Origin of the sequence: Prevotella communis (assembly GCF_022024115.1) — a bacterium.
Lineage (GTDB): Bacteria > Bacteroidota > Bacteroidia > Bacteroidales > Bacteroidaceae > Prevotella > Prevotella communis.
Genome location: NZ_CP091792.1, coordinates 395,144 through 415,791 on the forward strand (window position 1 = coordinate 395,144; position 20,648 = coordinate 415,791).

20 protein-coding genes and 2 tRNA genes are annotated in these 20,648 nt (G+C 48.9%); 12 read left to right on the forward strand and 10 right to left on the reverse strand.

Going from position 1 to position 20,648, the window contains the following annotated elements:
- Positions 1-16: 16 nt before the first annotated feature.
- The gene (locus L6468_RS01565; protein WP_176944324.1) at positions 17-166 is read left to right on the forward strand and encodes a hypothetical protein; all 150 of its coding nucleotides are present in this window, start codon (positions 17-19) and stop codon (positions 164-166) included.
- Positions 167-169: 3 nt separating this feature from the next.
- Positions 170-655, forward strand: coding sequence for a CYTH domain-containing protein (locus tag L6468_RS01570; protein WP_091851076.1), 486 nt, complete (start codon positions 170-172; stop codon positions 653-655).
- Between the two features lie 31 nt (positions 656-686).
- Here L6468_RS01570 and L6468_RS01575 read toward each other — a convergent pair whose 3' ends face one another.
- Complete coding sequence (locus L6468_RS01575) at positions 687-1,085, reverse strand: VanZ family protein (RefSeq protein WP_237794564.1); 399 nt, start codon at positions 1,083-1,085, stop codon at positions 687-689.
- Positions 1,086-1,181: 96 nt separating this feature from the next.
- Here L6468_RS01575 and L6468_RS01580 point away from each other — a divergent pair, with 96 nt between their 5' ends.
- Positions 1,182-2,579 carry a sodium-dependent transporter gene (locus L6468_RS01580; RefSeq protein WP_237794566.1) on the forward strand — a complete coding sequence of 466 codons (1,398 nt, stop codon included), beginning with the start codon at positions 1,182-1,184 and terminating at the stop codon, positions 2,577-2,579.
- A 1-nt stretch (position 2,580) separates the two neighbouring features.
- Positions 2,581-3,498 (forward strand): helix-hairpin-helix domain-containing protein, encoded by a 918-nt coding sequence (locus L6468_RS01585; protein ID WP_237794568.1) that lies wholly within the window; start codon positions 2,581-2,583, stop codon positions 3,496-3,498.
- A 15-nt stretch (positions 3,499-3,513) separates the two neighbouring features.
- On the opposite strand, the gene L6468_RS01590 is transcribed toward L6468_RS01585, so the two are convergent.
- Both L6468_RS01590 and L6468_RS01595 read right to left on the reverse strand, forming a co-directional pair.
- Positions 3,514-3,954: a DUF6078 family protein gene (locus tag L6468_RS01590; protein WP_237794573.1), complete on the reverse strand. Its 441-nt coding sequence runs from the start codon at positions 3,952-3,954 to the stop codon at positions 3,514-3,516.
- 152 nt (positions 3,955-4,106) lie between these two features.
- Positions 4,107-5,342 carry a VapE domain-containing protein gene (locus tag L6468_RS01595; RefSeq protein WP_237794575.1) on the reverse strand — a complete coding sequence of 412 codons (1,236 nt, stop codon included), beginning with the start codon at positions 5,340-5,342 and terminating at the stop codon, positions 4,107-4,109.
- Positions 5,343-5,807: 465 nt separating this feature from the next.
- Between L6468_RS01595 and L6468_RS01600 the strand changes: the two genes are divergently transcribed.
- Together L6468_RS01600 and L6468_RS01605 are read left to right on the forward strand one after the other, a co-directional pair.
- Positions 5,808-7,613, forward strand: a complete 1,806-nt coding sequence (locus tag L6468_RS01600) for a helix-turn-helix domain-containing protein (protein WP_237794577.1) — start codon at positions 5,808-5,810, stop codon at positions 7,611-7,613.
- 468 nt (positions 7,614-8,081) lie between these two features.
- Entirely contained in the window at positions 8,082-8,291 is a 210-nt protein-coding gene (locus L6468_RS01605) for a hypothetical protein (RefSeq protein ID WP_237794584.1), read from the forward strand.
- Positions 8,292-8,460: 169 nt separating this feature from the next.
- On the opposite strand, the gene L6468_RS01610 is transcribed toward L6468_RS01605, so the two are convergent.
- Positions 8,461-8,533 (reverse strand) — tRNA-Pro (locus tag L6468_RS01610).
- Positions 8,534-8,682: 149 nt separating this feature from the next.
- Between L6468_RS01610 and L6468_RS01615 the strand changes: the two genes are divergently transcribed.
- Both L6468_RS01615 and L6468_RS01620 read left to right on the forward strand, forming a co-directional pair.
- Positions 8,683-8,758: transfer RNA gene (locus L6468_RS01615), tRNA-Phe, on the forward strand.
- Positions 8,759-8,825: 67 nt separating this feature from the next.
- Entirely contained in the window at positions 8,826-9,890 is a 1,065-nt protein-coding gene (locus L6468_RS01620; RefSeq protein ID WP_237794586.1) for a pectinesterase family protein, read from the forward strand.
- On the opposite strand, the gene L6468_RS01625 is transcribed toward L6468_RS01620, so the two are convergent.
- On the reverse strand, positions 9,885-11,228 hold the full coding sequence (locus tag L6468_RS01625) for a UDP-N-acetylmuramoyl-tripeptide--D-alanyl-D-alanine ligase (RefSeq protein ID WP_237794588.1): 1,344 nt from the start codon (positions 11,226-11,228) through the stop codon (positions 9,885-9,887). The two genes, L6468_RS01620 and L6468_RS01625, sit on opposite strands and share 6 nt — an antisense overlap.
- A gap of 141 nt (positions 11,229-11,369) precedes the next feature.
- Between L6468_RS01625 and folP the strand changes: the two genes are divergently transcribed.
- From folP to L6468_RS01645, 4 genes are all read left to right on the forward strand, one after another.
- Positions 11,370-12,161 carry a dihydropteroate synthase gene (folP, locus tag L6468_RS01630; protein ID WP_091818814.1) on the forward strand — a complete coding sequence of 264 codons (792 nt, stop codon included), beginning with the start codon at positions 11,370-11,372 and terminating at the stop codon, positions 12,159-12,161.
- Positions 12,162-12,170: 9 nt separating this feature from the next.
- Positions 12,171-12,947, forward strand: coding sequence for a diadenylate cyclase CdaA (gene cdaA / locus L6468_RS01635; RefSeq protein WP_091818815.1), 777 nt, complete (start codon positions 12,171-12,173; stop codon positions 12,945-12,947).
- 99 nt (positions 12,948-13,046) lie between these two features.
- Positions 13,047-14,057 carry a phosphate acetyltransferase gene (pta, locus tag L6468_RS01640; RefSeq protein ID WP_237794590.1) on the forward strand — a complete coding sequence of 337 codons (1,011 nt, stop codon included), beginning with the start codon at positions 13,047-13,049 and terminating at the stop codon, positions 14,055-14,057.
- 134 nt (positions 14,058-14,191) lie between these two features.
- Positions 14,192-15,382 carry an acetate kinase gene (locus tag L6468_RS01645; protein WP_091818816.1) on the forward strand — a complete coding sequence of 397 codons (1,191 nt, stop codon included), beginning with the start codon at positions 14,192-14,194 and terminating at the stop codon, positions 15,380-15,382.
- A 90-nt stretch (positions 15,383-15,472) separates the two neighbouring features.
- Here the strand turns inward: L6468_RS01645 and L6468_RS01650 are convergent, their stop codons facing one another.
- The 5 genes from L6468_RS01650 to L6468_RS01670 all read right to left on the reverse strand — a co-directional run bounded on the left by L6468_RS01650 (position 15,473) and on the right by L6468_RS01670 (position 20,648).
- Entirely contained in the window at positions 15,473-16,237 is a 765-nt protein-coding gene (locus tag L6468_RS01650) for a UDP-2,3-diacylglucosamine diphosphatase (protein ID WP_091818817.1), read from the reverse strand.
- 54 nt (positions 16,238-16,291) lie between these two features.
- Positions 16,292-16,612 carry a metal-sulfur cluster assembly factor gene (locus L6468_RS01655; protein ID WP_237794598.1) on the reverse strand — a complete coding sequence of 107 codons (321 nt, stop codon included), beginning with the start codon at positions 16,610-16,612 and terminating at the stop codon, positions 16,292-16,294.
- A gap of 85 nt (positions 16,613-16,697) precedes the next feature.
- Complete coding sequence (locus tag L6468_RS01660) at positions 16,698-18,839, reverse strand: M3 family metallopeptidase (RefSeq protein ID WP_431356691.1); 2,142 nt, start codon at positions 18,837-18,839, stop codon at positions 16,698-16,700.
- Between the two features lie 22 nt (positions 18,840-18,861).
- Entirely contained in the window at positions 18,862-19,551 is a 690-nt protein-coding gene (gene radC, locus L6468_RS01665) for a RadC family protein (RefSeq protein WP_091851039.1), read from the reverse strand.
- Positions 19,548-20,648 (reverse strand): glycosyltransferase family 2 protein, encoded by a 1,101-nt coding sequence (locus L6468_RS01670; RefSeq protein ID WP_091851037.1) that lies wholly within the window; start codon positions 20,646-20,648, stop codon positions 19,548-19,550. Before L6468_RS01670 ends, radC begins: the two co-directional genes overlap by 4 nt.

Here is a 20,648-nt window from a genome sequence, read left to right on the forward strand (position 1 = left end):
TAAATTTCATATTACTATGTCTAAAGAAAAGCATTTAAACGCTAAGCAGAAGGCTTACGCTGAGAAACAAGAAAAAGAGGGACGCAAAGTAGTTAACTGGATTTTCGGAATCCTGATTCTTTTTGCCATCGCCTTCTGTGCTTACACTATCTACAATTTCGCTTAATCTATGAGCGGAATGGAGATAGAACGGAAATTCTTGGTGCGCGGCAATGATTTCAAAAGCCGCGCACACAAGAGTTATCGTATTAAGCAAGGTTATATCAGTAGCGGGAATGGACGCACGGTACGTGTTCGTATCCGTGATAATCAAGGCTTCCTGACCATCAAGGGTCCTTCGCTCGATGGCGGCTTGAGTCGTTATGAGTTCGAGAAGGAGATTGCTCTTGAAGAAGCTAATCAGCTTTTCATGATTTGTGAACCTGGCGTTATCGATAAGACCCGCTATCTTGTTGCCAGTGGCAAACATACCTTCGAGGTCGATGAGTTCTATGGCGACAACGATGGATTGGTGATAGCCGAGGTAGAACTGTCATCACCTGACGAACCCTACGAAAAGCCCGATTTCATCGGTGAGGAAGTCACTGGTGATAAGCGATATTATAATTCGCACCTGCGTAAGAATCCTTATAAAATGTGGAAGAACGAGGCCTGACTCTTCTTCCACATTTTTCTTTTTATAATTATTACATTGTTTCTTTTTTGCATTTTATAATTCTCCGTAGGAGTAGTCCCACGCCTACTGCCAAGGTGCACCCTACGGCATCGGCTGCCAGGTCAAGCCATTCGCCGGAACGGTTGGTGGTGCAATAGGCCTGCACCAGTTCAATGACTCCTCCCATCAGGGTTGGGGCAAGCCATGCCCAAAGGAATAGTTTTTGTTTGTTAAGGCTTTGGTGACTGCGCAGGTATTCAAACCAGATGACCGAGCAAGTTCCTCCATACATCACGAAGTGTGTCCATTTATCCAGGAAGTTGATGCTGGGCAATTCGATATAGTCAGGCGGTAAGAACCAAATAGACAGATACCAAACAAGTGCCAAACACACCAGCGAGAGGGGATATTTCTTAAAAAATCGTATCATTTTTGTATTTTTACTTTCAATCAGGGCGCAAAAGTACGAAATATTTTATAATTTTGCAAGCGATTTCAAAAAATAGGGATTCAGGTTTATAGAAAGATGACAACAGAGAGAGCAAATTTCGGAACTAAATTAGGCATCATACTTGCTACTGCCGGTTCGGCTGTAGGACTTGGAAATGTATGGCGTTTCCCTTATATGACAGGTCAGAACGGTGGTGCCGCTTTCCTTTTGATATACATCGCATGCGTCGTTATCCTGGGTGTACCCTGTATGCTCAATGAGTTTATCATTGGTCGCAGGGCTCAGGCAAATACGGCTCGTGCCTATTCCAAGTTGGCTAATGGCACTCCTTGGCGGTTGATTGGCCTGTTTGGCGTGTTCACCGGCTTTATGATCACCGGCTATTATGTTGTTGTTTCAGGTTGGTGCCTGCAGTATATCTATGCCTCTGTAGCCGGTCATCTGAATGGTGATGCCTCTTACGTAAAGAGTTATTTCGATACCTTTGCCGCGCATCCCTGGAAACCTATCCTGTGGATGCTTGTATTCATGCTGATGTGCCATTTCATCATCTCCAAAGGTGTGGAAAAAGGTATTGAGCGTGCCTCTAAGCTGATGATGCCCCTGCTGTTTATCCTGCTGATCATCATCGCTGTTGCATCGTGTTTGTTGCCAGGCGCAGGTCGAGGTATATCTTTCCTGTTTAATCCCGATTTCTCTGGCGTTGACAGCAAGACCTTCCTTGGCGCCTTAGGTCAGGCTTTCTATTCACTGAGTCTCGGCATGGGCTGCCTGTGTACCTATGCCAGCTATTTCAAGCGCGACACGCATCTCACGAAGTCTGCCGTGCAGATTGTAGCTATCGATACACTGGTAGCCGTGTTGGCAGGTCTGATGATATTCCCAGCCTTCTTTGCCAGCTATCCTGATGCGGCCGATAAGTTGGCCGACCCAGAGTTGGCTGGTCAGTATTCTGGTCCTGGCCTGGTGTTTATAACCCTGCCCAATGTCTTCCAGCAGGCATTCTCTGGTGCTCCGCTGATAGGCGAGCTGGTGGCATTGCTGTTCTATTCCCTGCTGTCGCTTGCTGCCCTCACCTCTCTGATGTCACTTCACGAGGTAAGCACAGCCTTTTTCCATGAGGAGTTGAAGATATCCAGGAAATGGGGTGCTGCTATTGTTACAGTTCTTTGTGCGCTGATAGGCGTGTTCTGTTCGCTTTCGTATGGCGACACGCGTGAGTGGCTCGTCTTTGGCGGACAGTCACTTTTCGGTTGGTTCGACTTCCTCACAGGTCAGATATTCCTGCCTACAGGCGGACTGCTCACCTGTTTGTTTCTGGGCTGGTATGTACCAAAACATATTGTGAAAGAAGAATTTACGAATGAAGGCACATTGCGTGGCCGATTCTTTGGAATCTACCTGTTTGCTGTGCGTTATGTATGTCCCATCTGTATTCTACTTATCTTCTTACATCAGTTTGGTGTGATTTGACATGAAACTTAGTGATCTTTTTTATCTGAACCGTCATGATCGTCGTATCCTGCTGGTTCTACTCTCTGTGGCTGCTGTGGCCTTTGGCTTGATGTTCTTTGTGGATGAAAAAGGGGAAGAACCTACTAGTTATGCTGGTTTTGCTGGCTCAACTAGTTCTACTAGTAAGACTAGTCCCACTAGTTCTCCCTCTTACTACCAGCAACCCGCGCGTCGCCCTGAGCGTTTTGCCTTTGACCCTAATACGGCTGATAGCACCCAACTGCTCAGACTTGGCCTGCAACCTTGGCAAGTCAGGAATATCTATAAGTATCGTGCTTCAGGCGGCATCTATCGCAAGAAGGAAGACTTTGCCCGTCTCTATGGCCTCACGGTGAAGCAGTATCGTGAGCTGGAACCTTATATCCATATCTCTGCCGACTATCTGCCTGCCTCCACGCTGATAAAGGAAGAACAACGTCAAGAGCAACAAGTAGAGCAACGAGTGGAGCACCAGCGCGACACCCTGCGCTTTCCCGTGAAGATTGCCGAGGGTGAGCATATCGATTTGAATGCTGCCGACACCTCTTTGTATAAAAAGGTGCCAGGCATAGGCAGTTACTATTCGCGCAAGATTGCCGAGTATGGACGCAGACTGGGAGGCTATGTCAGTACCAATCAGTTAGACGAGATAGAAAACTTCCCTTCAGAGGCAAAGAAATATTTCTCTGTCAATGCATCCAATGTGCATCAGCTGAATGTCAATCGCCTGTCATTAAACGAACTGAAGCGCCATCCTTATATCAATTACTATCAGGCCAAGGCCATCATCGACCATCGTCGTCTGCAAGGTCCCCTTCATTCCTTGTCCGAGTTGCGTCTCTTGCCAGACTTCTCTCCTGAGGCCATCAAGCGACTGGAACCCTATGTCTGCTACTAAGAAGACGTTTTCTTTTCACCACTCATAATCCTCGATGAAACCGTCGAAAATGATGTCGCCGTTCCAGCCGGCCTCACGGAAATACTGGCGTATCTCCTCCTGAACGGCAGGAGGGATGAGGCGCGTGCCATTGCGATACTCATAATAATAGGTGTGGCAATGCTTGCTGATGAGGCTCTGACGCACGTATGGCTCCACCCGTTTGGGCATGTCGTCATTGAAGATGTGCATCATGCCCTTGGCATACTTCACCTTCTCAGCCTTGCGGAAAAGGGAACAGTTGGCTGTGCCTACATCTTGAAAACGGGGATTGACACAAGAGTAAGTACTTCTGGAGTCAGACATCTGCTGACCCACCAGATAGTGCAGGCAACGCTCCTTTAATGGACACTTGTCTGCGAAACAAAAAGTATAGCCATTTTCGGCTTTTTCTTTGAAGATATCTTTTTCTTTCATGTTTTTTTATTAGGAGTTAAGGAGTTAAGAAGTTAAGACAATAGTTTTTCTTTCACCTCTCACTCAAATCTCTTGAAACGCCCTGTGGTAAAGGCTTTGAGGGCGGTGAGAGGGTATTTTGACCTCTCACTCACCTCTCACTGCCCTCTCACTCAGGCTGCCTTTATAGCTTTCGTTTCTTGTTTGACTAACGCAACTCTATAATAGGATACATGGCCTCGGCTGGTGCTGTCAAAATCCAGCGAACTCATGGCCTGACCCAAGCGAATCCTTGTGCTCAGATTGTCAGGAAGCGAAGGGTACTTTTTACGCATGTAGCGCAACAGTTCCGTTGAGTTCATCGCCTGAACAGCGTCACCCTCCTCAGGCTTGCGGAAACAGAGGTTGATAATCTCCACGATATCCTTCTGCTCCATATACTCCTGGTTGAGCTCCTGAATACGTGCCACCTCGTCGTTGTTAAACCAGTAAGGTGCCTTCTGTTCCCTCAGTTCATAGACCACCTGCGCATAGAGCTGGTCATAGTCTATCTCGCCAGCGTTGTCGATATACTGACCCTGAGGAATCTGCAGACAGATATAGCGGCGACTACCCGTAGCATCCGACAGCGGATGGGGATTATTCGTTGTAGAGACAAATGAGGCAAAGCGGGCACGGTCTTCCTGCGCACATCCGTAGATAGGACGTCCGTTCACCTTACTCTTAGAGAGCGTCTGCTTCAGGGATGCCTGCTGACTGGGACGGATAGCTTCCAGCTCATCCAGACAGACCAGCAGGTTGTTCGTCAGGGCCATCTCCTTATCGAACTTGTTCGACAGGTTCAGATGGTCCAGGAAATACTGGCGCAGGTTGGCTGGAAGCAGGCGCTTGAAGAAGGTGGTCTTACCGCATCCCTGAGCGCCGATGAGCGTAGGCACAATCTCATTGCCGTGCAGGGTATCCATCTGGAGCCAATGGGCCACCGTTGAGCGGAGCCAGATAGAGAGGAACGACAACTGCTCAGAACTGAGTCCTGGCAGGCGCGAGAAGAGTTGGGCCACATGGTTCTGTCCGTCCCACTGTGGCAGGTTGTCCAGGTATTCACGGATAGGATTGTACGCGCATACCTCTTCAGAATGGATAAATTCCACAATGTCCGTCTTTGGATTGCTGCCCTCGCAGATATCCTCGCGCTTGGCACGCAGGATGATGCTGTTCAGGGCCTCCTGGGTCAGCGGACGATAGTCAGATGCCTGACCGTCAGCCTGCTTTGTGGCGAACTCCACCTTTCCGTTCAGCAGGTTGCGACGGAAACAGTAGTTCTCGGTTAGAAACTGTTCTGCGGCGAGCGCAGACACGACAGGAGCATTGAGAGCCCCACCGTTAATGAGTACTTCGTTTTTTTTCATAAAAAGATTTTTAAATTATGTTTTAAATGGTTTTTTAAGGTCCCCCGTCTCAGGTTATCCTTGCACCCGCAGATACCCCCACGAATGCAACCGCAAAGGTACAAAAAAAATGGCCGGTTTGCAAGACTTTTACCCAAAAAGTTGCACATTTAACACTTTATTCTGGACAAAAAAATCTGGGGCACGTCAGACTGGTAAAAATACGTCGTTGACGTACTCCGAGTACGTCGTTCGCGGACTCTCAGTACGTCCCCTACGTACTGGCTTTTTTGATAGAGTGAGAGGTCCAGTGAGAGGTGAGTGAGAGGCCAAAATATCCTCTCACTGGGCTCCGTGCCTTTGTGCATCGGTGTTTCAGGAGATTTGAGTGAGAGGGGGAGGTTTATCATATATATAAGTAGAAAAAACAAAAAGCATTTGATTGTTTGTGGAAAATTGATTAATTTTGCACGCAAAATGGAAAAAATGGAACAAATCCGCGTTTTAGGATACAAGTATATAATAGGTATAGTTGCCGTTGTGGCATCGTTGGTGCTTACAGCTTGTGGTGGAAAGGGTGACAGGTTGCAGGGTGACATTCCCTACAAACTGGAACGTACACGTGGCGATAGTATTGCTCTTGCCGCCAGGTTCTCGGGCGATTTCGAATATTTCCTTGCTGTGACTGACAGTCTGGCTGAGGCAGGTGAACTCTCGCCGATACGTGCCGACGGTTATCGTGGCGTGGCCTATTTTCAATTGGGACAGACAGACAAATGTGTAGAGGTGCTCCGTCGTGTCGTAGCTATAGACAATCCCCCCGCCGAGGATTTTTGGGAATATATACATGCAGGTACCAACCTCGTTATCATGCTGACTACCAATCGCGACTATGATAACGCGATGCGTACCGCCCTTCGGTTGATAGATAAGCTGAAGGACGTGGACAGTCCGCGACGCGCCACAGAGATGCAGACGCTCTATCTGTGCTTGGGCGACACGCAGATGATGCTGGAACGTCTTGACGATGCAAGGAAAAGCTATGACGAGGCTTACCAATGGGTGCTTCGCACGCCTAACGACTCCACCTGCCGACCTATTGCCGCGAGTATTGAGACTTTGGAGAATATCTCCTTCAGTCTGCTCAACCATCATCTGGATGAGGCTGGCGTATGGGTGGATCGCATGGACTCGCTGGTGACGCTCTACGAGAAAGAGCCTAAGGTGATAGAGAAAGAGGTGAAGACGTTGCGTGCGCTGGTCTTCCTTCACCGGGCGCGATTTCTGCAGATGCGTGGTCAGAGTAAAGAGGCAGCCTACAATTATGCTCAATATGCCCAGAGTGACTACGGACAGGGACTTGAGGGGCGCATCAATGGTTGTGACTACCTGATGGCGGCCAATCGCTATGGAGAGGCTGCCGATATCTATACGAATCTGGACCAGTTTATCAAGGAATGGGGCTACGATTACGATTTGGAGACCATCAGACAAAATCTGCTGCCTAAATTCCGTGCCAACTACCTGTCTGGTCGCCAGGACTCTGCCTTGCGTGTGGCTATGCAGATAGCAGAGGTCTATGATACTGCCCTGGTACGACAGAAACGAAGTGAGTCGGCAGAGCTTGCCACCATCTACGACACACAGGGCAAGGAGCGTAAAATCCTGGAGCAGCGTGCAGAGAATCGTCTTGTAACGGCTATCAGTATTGCCATTGCCATCCTGGCTCTGCTGATTCTGGCTTTTGCTGTCTATATCTTCCATCAGTGGCGCAACACAAAAAAGAAGAATCGTATCTTCGTGGACCAGATTAACGAGGTATTGGAATATAAGAAGAAGTACAGGGAGCTGAAACAGAAGACCCAAGCCCAACAGACCCACCCCCAGCCCCTCCCTGTAATGGAGGGGAGTGGGTCGCTCTCTATTTCCGACATGACCGAACTCACCGACGAACAGCTCTTCCTCTGTCTGCGTGATTTGATAGAGAATGAAAAGTTGTTCCTGAAGCCGGACTTCGGTCGTCAGACTCTTATCGAGCATACTGGTCTTTCCAAGGAGCGTATCGGTGCCGCTTTCGCACAGGGTAGCGACAGCGTATCCCTGCCAGCCTATGTCCGTGAACTGCGACTCGACTATGCCGTCCGACTGATGAACGACCAACCCGACATTGCTGTGGAGGTGGTCAGTCAGTCCAGCGGTTTTACCAATGCCGACACCTTTACACGCAATTTCCGCGCTAAATATGGCATGACGCCTACCACCTATAAACAGACGCTAAACAGCGATAAGTAGCCGACATTTCGTCGATACCATCCGACGAACCGTCTTTTTATCCGACTATTTGTCTGAAACCACCCGACCATTTGTCTGTGCCCTTGTGGGCACGGACTTTTTGTTATACCTTTGCATCGGATTTCAGAAACAATCTTTTCAATATATATCTATATCTAAATATTCTATACTACGATAACCTTTTTGACAATTTCTGATGCAGCACGTACTTGAGACGAGACGCCAGCTGCGACACCGGAGCCCAGACCAACAAACATTTCGACTACAGACAAAAGATTGGTCTGGGAGCTTCGGTTAATTTAAAAACAATGTAGGACAATTCGAAAACGAAAATATAAACATAAAATATATGGGAACGACAAACCTGACTATCATGCTGATCTACGCCCTGGTGATTCTCGCCATGGTCGTAGGCTTGTTTGTACTCGACACAGTTCATCATAGGTCTAATAAATAAGGTAAATGTATATGGAAACGGCAATGTTGATGATTCTGATGGCTTCAGCCTTGTTGGTGCTAGCCATTATAGTAGGAGTGCTGGTCATTCACCTGCTACATAAGAGTGATGAGTTGAAAGAGAAAAACGACGTCATCGTACGCGAGGTGCGCCGCAACCAGGCACTCATCGACCGTGCCGTGCAACTTGGTGTCAATCGTGCGTCGATGCTAACTGTTTAGCAGACAAAAATTTCAGCAATTTCGGGACAGCAACTTTGGTTAGGAATCATAACTCTATGGTTTACGGTTGCTAAGTCATAGGTTTACGATGCCTTAACCTGCTTTCCATATAAAAACAGAGAAAGTGGTTGATTTCAGCCACTTTCTCTGTTTTCCGACTTGGTACTTGTCGGGATGAGGCGACTCGAACGCCCGACCCCTACGTCCCGAACGTAGTGCGCTACCAACTGCGCTACATCCCGATTGCTTTGCGGGATAGCCTGCAAAAGCCAGCATATTCCCAGAAAAGCGAGTGCAAAGGTAGTGCTTTTTTATGGATTAAGCAAATTTTTCAAGAAAAAGTTATGATATGTCAGATTTTTGTTGTACCTTTGCACACGGATAAGAAAATGGTGCCTTAGCTCAGTTGGTAGAGCATCGGACTGAAAATCCGTGTGTCCCCGGTTCGATTCCTGGAGGTACCACCATAAAAATCGCTAATCTTTAGAGATGAAGGTTGGCGATTTTTGTTAAATGAGTACTATTAGCTAAAACATGAAATATCTGAAACAAATCATATCGTTGGTATTCTTGGCTGTGGTTTCCACGATGGAAGCGCAGATTGTGGTGGAAGCTGGCAATGCAGAGAGCCTGCTGGAGGCCATCGATAAGGCTAACAAGCAAAATATCGACTCAACAGCCAGTCGTCTGTTTGTGTTTATTCCCAATGGTGTGTATGACCTTGGTGACCGCACGCTGACACAGATATGGGGACATAACATCGCACTGGTGGGCGAGAGCATGGAGGGCGTAATCATAAAAAACGCCCCTGCGGTGGAAAATGAAGGCATCAGTAAGACGGCAACACTTCTGAATCGTGGATGGAATACCTACCTGCAGGACCTGACGCTACAGAATGCGTTGGACTATTACCGTTGTGGACCTGCCGGTCGTGCCGTTTGTTGGCAGGATAAGGGCAACTACACCATCTTTAAACGTGTGAGAATGCTGTCGTATCAGGATACCTATTACAGTCATAGTGAGGAGTGTAGCCATTATATGGAGGACTCTGAGATTCATGGTACGGTGGATTTTATCTGTGGCGCGGGTGATGTGTATTTTAATCGCTGCCTGATAGTCACTGAGAAACGTAATGAGGACGGCACTGGTAAGAATGTGATTGCAGCTCCTCGTACATCTACGACAAAGTGGGGATATGTGTTCGATCATTGTACGGTACGTAATGATGTGTCGTTGTTTGCCTTGGCCCGTGGTTGGCACACGCATCCGCGTTGTGCCTGGCTGAATACGACGTTGGAGACACCCGGAAAACTCATTCCTACCCGATTTGAACCGCAGGGTATTCGTTCTGTTGATAATGAGTTTTTTGAGTATCACACGATGGATGCCGAGGGAAATGTGATCACTCCCTCGTCCAATGTGGTTGAGTTTGTCGTCAATGATGACTGTCGCTATATAGAAACAGTTTTCTCTGAGAAAGAGGCAAAGAAATATACAATCAAGAACGTGTTCCCCAAATGGCGTCCGGATAAGAAAACGCGCCATCTGGAGAAACAGATAGCGCGTATAAAGAAACAGTACCTGAAGACTGCGTTATAGCAGTTCGGGTAACTGATAGAGCTTCGTTCCGTTGGAACCCTTAATAAGAATAAGGTGACCAGTGGGACGATTTTTCTGTATCTCGGCCTTTACCTCTTCAACATCCTTGAACTTACGGAATTGTGTGTTGGTCTTTCCGAACTCCTCGCCTACGAGCCACACGTTGGTAAGGCTTGATGCAGCCAGCAGGTCAACCGTCTTCTGGTGTTCCTCCAGACTGACTTCGCCCAGTTCACGCATATCGCCGAGGATAGCCATCTTTGTTTCGCCCTCGTGAGGTACTACCATCTGGAAATTCTCCAGCGCAGCAGCCATACTTGACGGGTTGGCGTTGTAGGCATCAACGATAAGACGGTTGTAGGGCGTCTCTGTGAGTTGAGAACGGTTGTTGGTGGGGACGTAGGTTTCCAGTGCATGGCAAATCTGCTTGCGGTCCACGTTGAAATTGATACCTACGGCAATGGCAGCCAACAGGTTGTCAATGTTATAGGCACCAATCAGGTTGGTCTGCACCTTATGCCACTTCTGTGAGGCACCTGTCTCTTCGAGTTCCATGAGGGGCTTGCGCCAACGGAACTTCAAGAGCGGGTCGCAGCTGACCACCTCGCCGGAGATGCAAGCATACTGCTTGTCGGGGTCGGTAGAGTAGGGGGTGCACCACATCTCGTCTGTCAGCATATCGCAGAGGTAGTCGTTGTCGGCATTGACAAAGACGAGTCCGTCCTCACGTGTGCGCAGATAATCATAGAGTTCACCCTTTGTCTTGATAACACCCTCGAACGAACCGAAGCCCTGCAGGTGGGCACGCCCTACGTTGGTGATGAGACCACAGGTTGGCTCGGCTGTCTCTACCAGTGTCTTGATATCGCCAGGATGACTGGCTCCCATCTCAATGATGGCTATCTCGTGCTCTTTGTTGAGGCGCAGCAGCGTCTTGGGCACGCCCACGTCGTTATTGAAGTTGCCCTCAGTGGCCAGCACGTTATATTTCTCAGAGAGTACTGCCTTGATGAGTTCCTTGGTTGTGGTCTTACCATTGGTGCCTGTAATACCGATGACGGGGATGTTGAACTGGCGACGATGTTCGCGGGCAATATCCTTGAAGGTCTGCAGACAATCATCAACCTTGATTATCTGAGAACTGAGAGCTGAAGACTCGATATCCTCGTCAACGATGGCATAGGCGCAGCCTTTTTCAAGGGCTTGCAGTGCATATTGGTTTCCATTGAATTTCTCGCCTTTCAGGGCCAGAAAGATGCTACCATCAGGGCAATCGCGGCTATCCGTCGTGATGCATGGATGCTGTTGGTAGAGCTTGTATAGTTCCTTAATGTCCATAATCTTCATAAAATTTGATGCAAAGTTAAGGAAAAGTTAAGAGTTAAGAGTTAAGAATTAAGAAAAAATGTCTTGATATGGAAAATTTTCTTACTTCTTAACTCTTAACTCATAATTAAATTTGTACCTTTGCCGTCGATTATGGAATATACACTGAATATAAGGGGACGACTGCTGGACTTGAAGGAGCCTACTGTGATGGGTATCCTGAATGCCACACCCGACTCATTCTTTGCCGACAGCCGTAAACAGACAGAAAAGGAAATAGCCGACAGAGCCAATGAAATAGTGGCTCAGGGCGGTACGTTTATCGATGTTGGTGCTTACTCTACACGTCCTGGTGCTACAGAAGTATCGGAGCAGGAAGAGATGGCACGTATGCGAATGGCATTGGCTGTGGTGAGACGTGAGCAACCCGATGTGCCAGTGTCGATAGATACGTTCAGACCTGATGTGGCTCGCATGGCCGTGGAGGAATATGGTGCCGACATCATCAACGATGTGAGTGAGGGCGAGGATGAAGCCATGTTCCGTATGGTAGCCCGTTTAGGTGTACCTTATATTTTGATGTCGGTACAGAAAGACTTGCACGACACGCTGATGGCTTTTGCCAAGAAGGTGCAGATGTTGCGCGATATGGGTCAGAAGGATATCATCCTGGACCCTGGTTTCGGCTTCGGAAAGACGGTAGAAGATAACTACCGCCTGATGAATGAGATGGAGAAACTGCAGGTTCTGGGCTTGCCTCTGTTGGTGGGTATCTCCAGAAAGTCGATGATATTCAAACTGCTGCAGTCGGATCAGAGTAAGGCTCTGAACGGCACAACGGTGCTGAACACTATCTCGCTGATGAAAGGTGCCGATATCCTGAGGGTTCACGATGTGAAGGAAGCTGTGGAGTGTGTGAAGATTTTCAAAGCGCTTAACTCGTAATCATAACGTATGATAGAATTCGGAATCAAAGACATTATTGACATCCTGCTGGTGGCGGTGATGCTGTTTTATACCTACAGGGTGATGCGTGAGTCACGCTCGCTGAATATCTTTGTGGGTATCATGATCTTCATCCTGGTGTGGGTCTTTGTGTCTCAGGTTCTGGAAATGAAACTGCTGGGTACTATCCTCGATAAACTGGTATCTGTGGGTGTCATTGCTATCATTGTGATTTTCCAGGAGGATATCCGTAAGTTCTTGTATAATCTTGGTGCTCATCGGCGTATGCGCACGCTGATGCGTATGTTCTCGCCAAGATATGCTGAGGAACGTAACATGGCTCAGCGCAAGAAGAATGTGATACCTATTGTGATGGCTGCCATTCAGATGGCAAAAGGCAAGGTGGGCGCGCTGATTGTAGTAGAGAACAACGTGCCGTTGGACGATATCGTGGAAACGGGTGACGTGATAGATGCCGAGGTGAACCAGCGCCTGATTGAGAATATATTCTTTAAGAACTCGCCACTGCATGATGGTGCTATGATTATCTGCAATCATCGTATCAAGGCGGCTGGCTGTATCCTGCCCGTGAGTCATGATCTGGATATCCCCAAGGAGCTAGGGTTGCGTCATAGGGCTGCGCTTGGTATGTCGCAGGAGAGTGATGCCCTGTGTGTCATCGTGTCGGAGGAGACGGGTACCATCAGTACGGCTCATAACGGCGTGTTCCATTTGCGACTTTCTGCCGAGGAGCTGGAAGCAGAACTGACGGAGTTAATGAAATGAATTGAGAAATAAAAAAAATCCGAATATCTGACCGATGTTCGGATATTTTTTTGTAATTTTGCATGCATCTAAAAATAAATGTTAAACATAATACAAACTATGGGATTAATTGAACAAATCATTGCGCGTGCTAAGAGCAACAAACAGCGCATTGTGCTCCCTGAGGCTGAAGAGGAGCGCACCCTGACTGCCGCCGACCGTGTGCTGGCAGATGACATCGCAGACCTGATTCTGATTGGTAACCCTGAGAAGGTGCATGCATTGGCTAAGGAGAAGGGCCTGACTCATATCGATAAGGCTACTCTGATTGACCCGCTGAACTATGAGAAGAGCGAGGAGCTGGCTCAGCTTCTGCAGAAACTCCGCGAGAAGAAGGGTATGACTATCGAGAAGGCTCGTGAGCTGGTGAAGAATCCTCTCTATCTGGGTTGTATGATTATCAAGACAGAAGGTGCTGATGGCCAGATCTCTGGTGCGCTGTCTACAACAGGTGAGACGCTGCGTCCTGCTTTGCAGATTATCAAGTGTGCTCCTGGCATCACTTGCGTGAGCGGCGCAATGCTGATGATTACTGATAAGCCCGAGTATGGTGAGAATGGTGTACTGGTATTCGGTGACGTTGCTGTGACACCTATGCCTGATGCTAACCAACTGAGTCAGATTGCTGTCTGCACGGCTCAGACTGCAAAGAGCGTGGCTGGCTTTGCTGATCCTCGCGTGGCTATGTTGAGCTTCTCTACAAAGGGTAGCGCTTCTCACGAGGTGGTAGACAAGGTTGTTGAGGCTACTAAGTTGGCTAAGGAACTCGATCCTTCACTGAAGATTGATGGTGAGTTGCAGGCAGATGCTGCCCTCGTTCCCTCTGTAGGTACAAAGAAGGCTCCTGGTTCAGAGATTGCCGGTAAGGCTAACGTGCTGGTAATGCCTTGTCTGGAGGTAGGTAACATCGCCTATAAGCTGGTTCAGCGTCTGGCTGGTGCTACAGCTATTGGTCCTATCCTGCAGGGTATCGCCCGTCCTGTTAACGACCTGAGCCGTGGTTGCTCTGTAGAGGATATCTACTACTTGGTAGCTATCACAGCTTGTCAGGCAATGGATGCTAAGAAGTAGGACCCACCCCCAACCCCTCCCTGTATGGAGGGGAGTGGATACAATTAGAATAATCATTTAAAGAATGCCCCTATAACTCCTATTGGTAAATACTCCTCCCCATACAGGGGGAGGTTGGGAGGGGGTCGATAATTATGAAGATATTAGTATTGAATTGTGGCTCATCGTCAATCAAGTACGCCCTGTACAACATGGACGATAAGAGCGTGATGACCAGTGGTGGTGCTGAGCGCGTTGGCTTGGACAATGCTTTCGTAAAGGTGAAGCTGGCCAATGGCGAGAAGAAGCAGATTATGCACGATATCCCCGAGCATACTGAGGGCGTGAAGTTCATCTTCTCTCTGCTTACCGATCCTGAGATCGGTGTCATCAAAGACCTGAAGGAGATTGATGCTGTAGGTCATCGTATGGTTCATGGTGGCGAGAAGTTCAATAAGTCTGTAGTGCTGACCGACGAGGTTTTGAAGGCTTTCGAGGAGTGCTCTGACCTGGCTCCTCTGCACAACCCTGCTAACCTGAAGGGTGTGAATGCAGTGAAAGAGCTGATGCCTGGTCTGCCCCAGGTAGGCGTCTTTGATACTGCCTTCCATCAGACCATGCCTGCCAAGGCTTATATGTATGCTATTCCTTACGAATTGTACGAGAAGTATGGTGTGCGTCGCTATGGTTTCCACGGAACCTCTCATCGTTATGTGTCGGCTCGTGCCTGTGAGTTCCTGGGTATCAAGGCTGAGGGAACCAAGATGATTACCTGTCACATTGGTAACGGTGGTTCTGTGGCTGCTGTGCTCGATGGCAAGTGCATCGATACCTCAATGGGTCTTACACCTCTGGAGGGTCTCGTGATGGGTACGCGTTCTGGTGATATCGACGGTGGCGCTGTTACCTTCCTCGAGAAGAAGCTCGGTTTGGATGCCGACGGTATGAGCAACCTGCTTAATAAGAAGAGTGGTGTAGCTGGTATCACTGGTGGTTCAAGCGATATGCGCGATGTAGAGAACGCTGCTAAGGCTGGTGAGCCTAAGGCTGTATTGGCACAGCAGATGTATTTCTATCGAATTAAGAAGTATATCGGTGCTTATGCTGCTGCTATGGGAGGCGTTGATGTCATCGTCTTCACAGCTGGCGTTGGTGAAAACCAGATTTCTATGCGCTCTGAGGTTTGCAAGGGTCTGGAGTTCCTTGGCGTGAAGTTCGACGACCAGAAGAATCAGGTTCGTGGCGAGGAGGCTATTATCTCTGCCGACGATTCTAAGGTGAAGGTTGTTGTCATTCCTACTGACGAGGAACTGATGATTGCTACCGACACGATGAACCTGCTTTAAGGGTATAGTGAATAGTGAAAAGTGAAAAATTTGCTACCGCATCTGTATCGCGCGGTAGCAAATTTTTCACTTTTCATTTTTACCTTTTCCTTAAACCTTGCTTTCTCCCTCAATATACTGTTGCAGGAACAGGTGCTGGCCGTCGTAAACCACGTAGGTGAACTGACTGATCCAGTCGCCCAATATCAGTACACGGGCTTTTTTCGTTAACTGAAGATCTAATTCTATGTGGCGGTGTCCGTAGATGAAGTAATCTACATTGGGATGATACTGGATGTATTTCTTAGTATAGAGCACCAGATGCTCTTTGTCTTCCCCCATATAAGGATCAACGCCGTTTGCCTCGTGCTTCAATCGTGAGTGTTTTGCCCATGTGTGTCCGAACCATAATCCCCAGCGTGGATGCAATCCAGAGAAGAGCCATTGGCAGGTCTTGCTGTGGAAGATACTGCGTATCACCTTGAACGACTTGTTGGGATCGCCCAGCCCGTCGCCGTGAGCCAGGTAGAAAATCTTGCCATAGAGCTCAACTGTCTGTGGCTGTTTATGCAGGATAACACCGCACTCTTTCTCCAGGTATTCGTAGGCCCAGATATCGTGGTTGCCAGTGAAGTAATGTACCTCGACACCCATGTCGGTCAATTCGGATATCTTTCCGAGGAAACGGGTGAAGCCTTTTGGCACCACATATTTATATTCGTACCAGAAGTCGAACATATCGCCCAACAGATAGACGGCTGCTGCCTTATCCTTAATAGAGTCAAGGAAACGCACCAGACGGCGCTCTTGCATGCGCCTGTGGTCTATCGCCCAGGAACCGAGGTGGGCATCAGAAAGGAAATAGATATTTTTCATTTCGAGATAGCGGAATTACGGAATAACGAGATAACGAAGTTGCTCGACGACGAATCAGTCAAAGCCAAGTTCTACTCGTGCTTCTTCTGACATCATACTCTGGTCCCATGCAGGCTCGAACACGAGGTTGACGTTGGCGCCCTTGACACCATCGACGCTCTCTACCTTGGTGCGCACATCTTCGAGGATGAAATCGGCAGCGGGACAGTTGGGGGCTGTAAAGGTCATGTCCAGTTCCACTGACGAGTCGTCTTGTACGTCAATTTTGTAAATCATTCCCAGGTCATAGATGTTGACGGGAATCTCAGGATCATAGACGGTCTTCAGCACATCCACGATCCGCTCTTCTATTTTTGTCTTTTCTTCTTGTAACATAATTGCTGCAAAGATACGCATTTTTTATTTAATACACGTATCTTTGCAGCAATTTTAGCAATTTTCAGATTCTCGCCTTTTTTCTTTAGAGTCCGCGTGCCTTCAACAGACTGGAGGCATCGGGTTGCTCCATACCGGTGAAGTCAGAGAACATCTTCATCAGGTCGCCCGTGTTACCACGACTCAGAATCTTGTCGCGCATATCCTGTCCGGTCTTGGGATCCAGTGCACCGCGTTGTGCAAAGACATCGGCGATGTTGACTGCCAGCACTTCTGTCCACAGATAACTGTAGTATCCGGCAGCATAACCTCCACCCCATACGTGGTTGAAGTAGCTGGTGCGATAGCGTGGGGGAATCTGATTGTTGAGCAGGCCAATCTGACGCAGGGCCTCGGTCTCGAACTGTGCAGCCTCCTCGGCAGAAGGTACATCCTTAGAGGGCAACATGTGCCAAGCCAGGTCCAGACAGGTGGCAGCCAGGTTCTCGCCAAGAGCATAGGCTGACTGGAAGTTGATGCTGCTGAGCATGCGCTCCTTCAGGTCGGCAGGCATCTGCTCGCCAGTCTCGTAATGACGTGCATAGTTGTCGAATATCTCGGGGATAGATGCGAATGACTCGTTGAACTGTGAGGGCATCTCCACGAAGTCGCGGGCTACGCTGGTACCGCTCAACTTATTATACTGACAGTCTGAGAGAATGCCGTGAAGGGCATGGCCAAACTCATGGAACATGGTAGTCACCTCGTCCCAAGTCAGCAATGATGGCTGACCCTCGGGGGCCTTGGCGCTGTTGCATACATTAAATATAATAGGTAACTGGTTCCACTGGCGACTCTGTTTCTGGAAACCGTCCATCCAGGCACCGCCACGCTTTGTGGGGCGACGGAAATAGTCGGTATAGAAGAGTGCCTTGGACTTACCGTCCTTGTCGATGACCTCGAAGGCCTTCATGTCAGGATGATAGAGGGGAATGTCTGTACGCTCCTTGAAGGTGAGTCCGTAGACGCGGTTGGCAGCATAAAATACACCATTGATAAGCACGCTGTCCACGTTGAAATAGGGCTTTACCTCATCCTCGGAGATGTTCAGCAGCTCCTTCTTCATCTTGGCAGAATAGTAGAAACGGTCGTAAGGCTCCAGGTTGAAGTCGGCACCTGCTGTCTTGCGGGCATATTCCTCGATTTCTTTCGTCTCAGCATCTGCCTTTGGCGTGTAATGCGCAATAAGATTCTTCAGGAAAGCATAGACATTCTCTGGCGTCTTTGCCATTGTATTATCCAAAGAATAGGCCGCATAGTTGGGATAGCCCATAATCTCGGCCTTCTCGGCACGTAACTTAGCCATCTCGCTCACGATAGCATAAGTGTTGTGCTTATTGGTGCCGTCTGCACGGTGGATGCTGGCCTCATAGATCTTCTTACGCAGGTCGCGGTTGTCCAGGTTGGTGAGGATGGCCTGCTGCGTAGTGTTGACGATGACGATGGCATAGGGAGCCTTGCCGCCACGTGTTTCGGCATCCTTGGCGCACTGGGCGATGTCAGCCTCAGAGAGTCCTGCCAGGTCTTCCTTCTTATCGACCCATACCACGGCATCGTTCACAGCCTCCTGCAGCTGGTCGCCCCACTGCTGTTGCAGGTCGGAGATGCGCAGGTTGATCTCCTTCATGCGTGCCATCTTATCATCGGGCAGAAGAGCACCCTGACGTACGAAGTCCTTGTAGATCTCCTCCGTCAGCTTTCGGTCTTCACTGTTGAGACGTGCATAGCTATTTTCAGATACATATTCGTTATCGTGCACCTTCTTGATACGCTCGAAGAGAGGCTTATTGAAGGCAATCTCGTTCTGAAGGTCTGTCAGCATGGGCTGTACCTTCTTCTCAATCTCGCCAATCTCGGGTGTCTTGTCGGCCTCAGTCAGCGCGAAGAAAACACGACTGACGTGGTCCAGCAGACGTCCGCTCTCTTCGAAAGCCAGAATGGTATTCTCGAAGGTGGCAGAATCTTTATTGTCGATGATAGCTTGAATATTGTCTCGCTGCTGTTGGATAGCAATCTCGAAAGCAGGCAGATAGTCGTCTGTCTGAATCTTGGTGAAGTCTGGAGCGCCGAAGGGGAGCTCACTCTCCTGCAGCAGTGGGTTTACGCGTTGTGCCTTTTGACAGGCGCTGAACGGCATCATCATAGCCGATGTAATTCCTAATGTCATGAGTGCCTTTGTTAATTTCATAGTTTTGTATATTTATGTGGGTTTAAAAGATTCCTTCTTCTTTGTAAGAGTAATAGCTGCCGTCTGTGATGATGACGTGATCCATGAATTTGATGCGCATCACGTTACAGGCTTGCATGATACTCTTGGTCAGGTCGTTGTCTGCCAGACTGGGTCTGAGGTTGCCTGACGGGTGGTTATGGCAGACGGCCAGGACGGTGGCGTTGCAAAGCACGGCCTCGCGGATGATGATACGTATATCAACGCTTACCTCTGAGATGCCGCCGTGAGCAATACGCAGTTTTTTGATGAGACGGAAGTTCTGGTTCATCAGCAGAATCCAGAACTCTTCTACGTCCAAGTCCTGCATCACGGGATGCATGTGGTTGTATATCCTCGTGGCAGTACCCAGGTCGGGCCTCTCCTCTGCACTTTCCATCTGTCGGCGCTTGCCCAGTTCGCAGGCCGCCATGATGGTAATGGCCTTTGCCGGTCCCACGCCATTATACTGGCACAGGTCGCGAATACTCATCTTTCCGAGCGTGTTCAGGTTGTTGTTGCAGTCGGCAAGGATACGTTTCATCAGCGATACGGCATCTTCCCTGGGCGAACCAGAGCCAATCAGAATCGCTAACAACTCAGCATCGCTTAATGCCTGAGCGCCCAATCGCTCCATCTTCTCGCGCGGTCGGTCTTCCTCAGCCCATTGGTTGATATTGAGTTTGTTGTTCATTTATAGAAGTTTTTCTCGAAAGCCGTAAACTCATCTTTCTTCAGGATGCAACGTTTCCACCATGACTCAATAAAACCGAGGCCGTAGCCCATCAGTTGCGTAAAGGCAGCAGGGATGCTAAGCAGGCCTACCCAGAGACTACGGTTGCGGATACTGGAGTCGATTAAAATGACGGTACTGTAGAACAACAAAGGCAGCATGGCCAGGACGCAGAACATAAAGCCTACGCCTTGATGCATATTGTCGTCAGGGCGCAGTCCGTTGGCATCGAGCCACTCTCCCTCAATATAGAGTCCGGCTCCAAGTGCGAACAGCAGCAGACAGCCGATAACGCCAAGCGTAAAGACGGTGGGCAGCAGATGGACTAGTTTCAGCGTGCCAGGATGGCGCTTCTCAAGATTAATGCGGGCAATACCGCTGTTGTATACCTGACGGAAGAATTTGCGGAAGTCGGTACGACGCTTGTGCCATACCCACGCTTCGGGGATGAGGGCGGTTTTATAACCGGCCTCGACGATGCGATAAGAGAAGTCGATGTCCTCACCGAAGCGCATCTTTGTGAAGCCTCCCAGTTCCTGATAGACCTCACGGCGGATGCCCATGTTATAGGAACGGGGGAAGAACTTGTCGAGTTTCTTACCTTTACCACCGCGAATGCCACCTGTGGTAAAGAATGAAGTCATGCTATACGAAATAGCTTTCTGGACAGGTGTAAATGAAGGGTGGGAAGCGTCGGGACCGCCGAAAGCGTCGATGGCTGATGGCTGATGGCTGATGGAAGATGTGAGCTCGGTATCGACAGCCTTCAGATAGCCTGTTGGTAATACTACATCAGAATCTAGTACGATGAGCCAGTCGCCCTGAGCACGCTCTGCACCATAGTTGCGGCTCTGTCCGGGACCGCTGTTTTCCTTGAAGTAATAATGCAAATCAAGGATGCCTGCGTACTTGTCGCAGACATCCTTGCATGGTTTCTTCGAACCGTCTTCAACGATGATGACTTCAAAGTCCTTCACTTCCTGATGACAGAGACTCTCTAAGAGTTCATCCACTTCATCAGGACGATTGTAGACCGGAACGATGATAGAATATTTCAA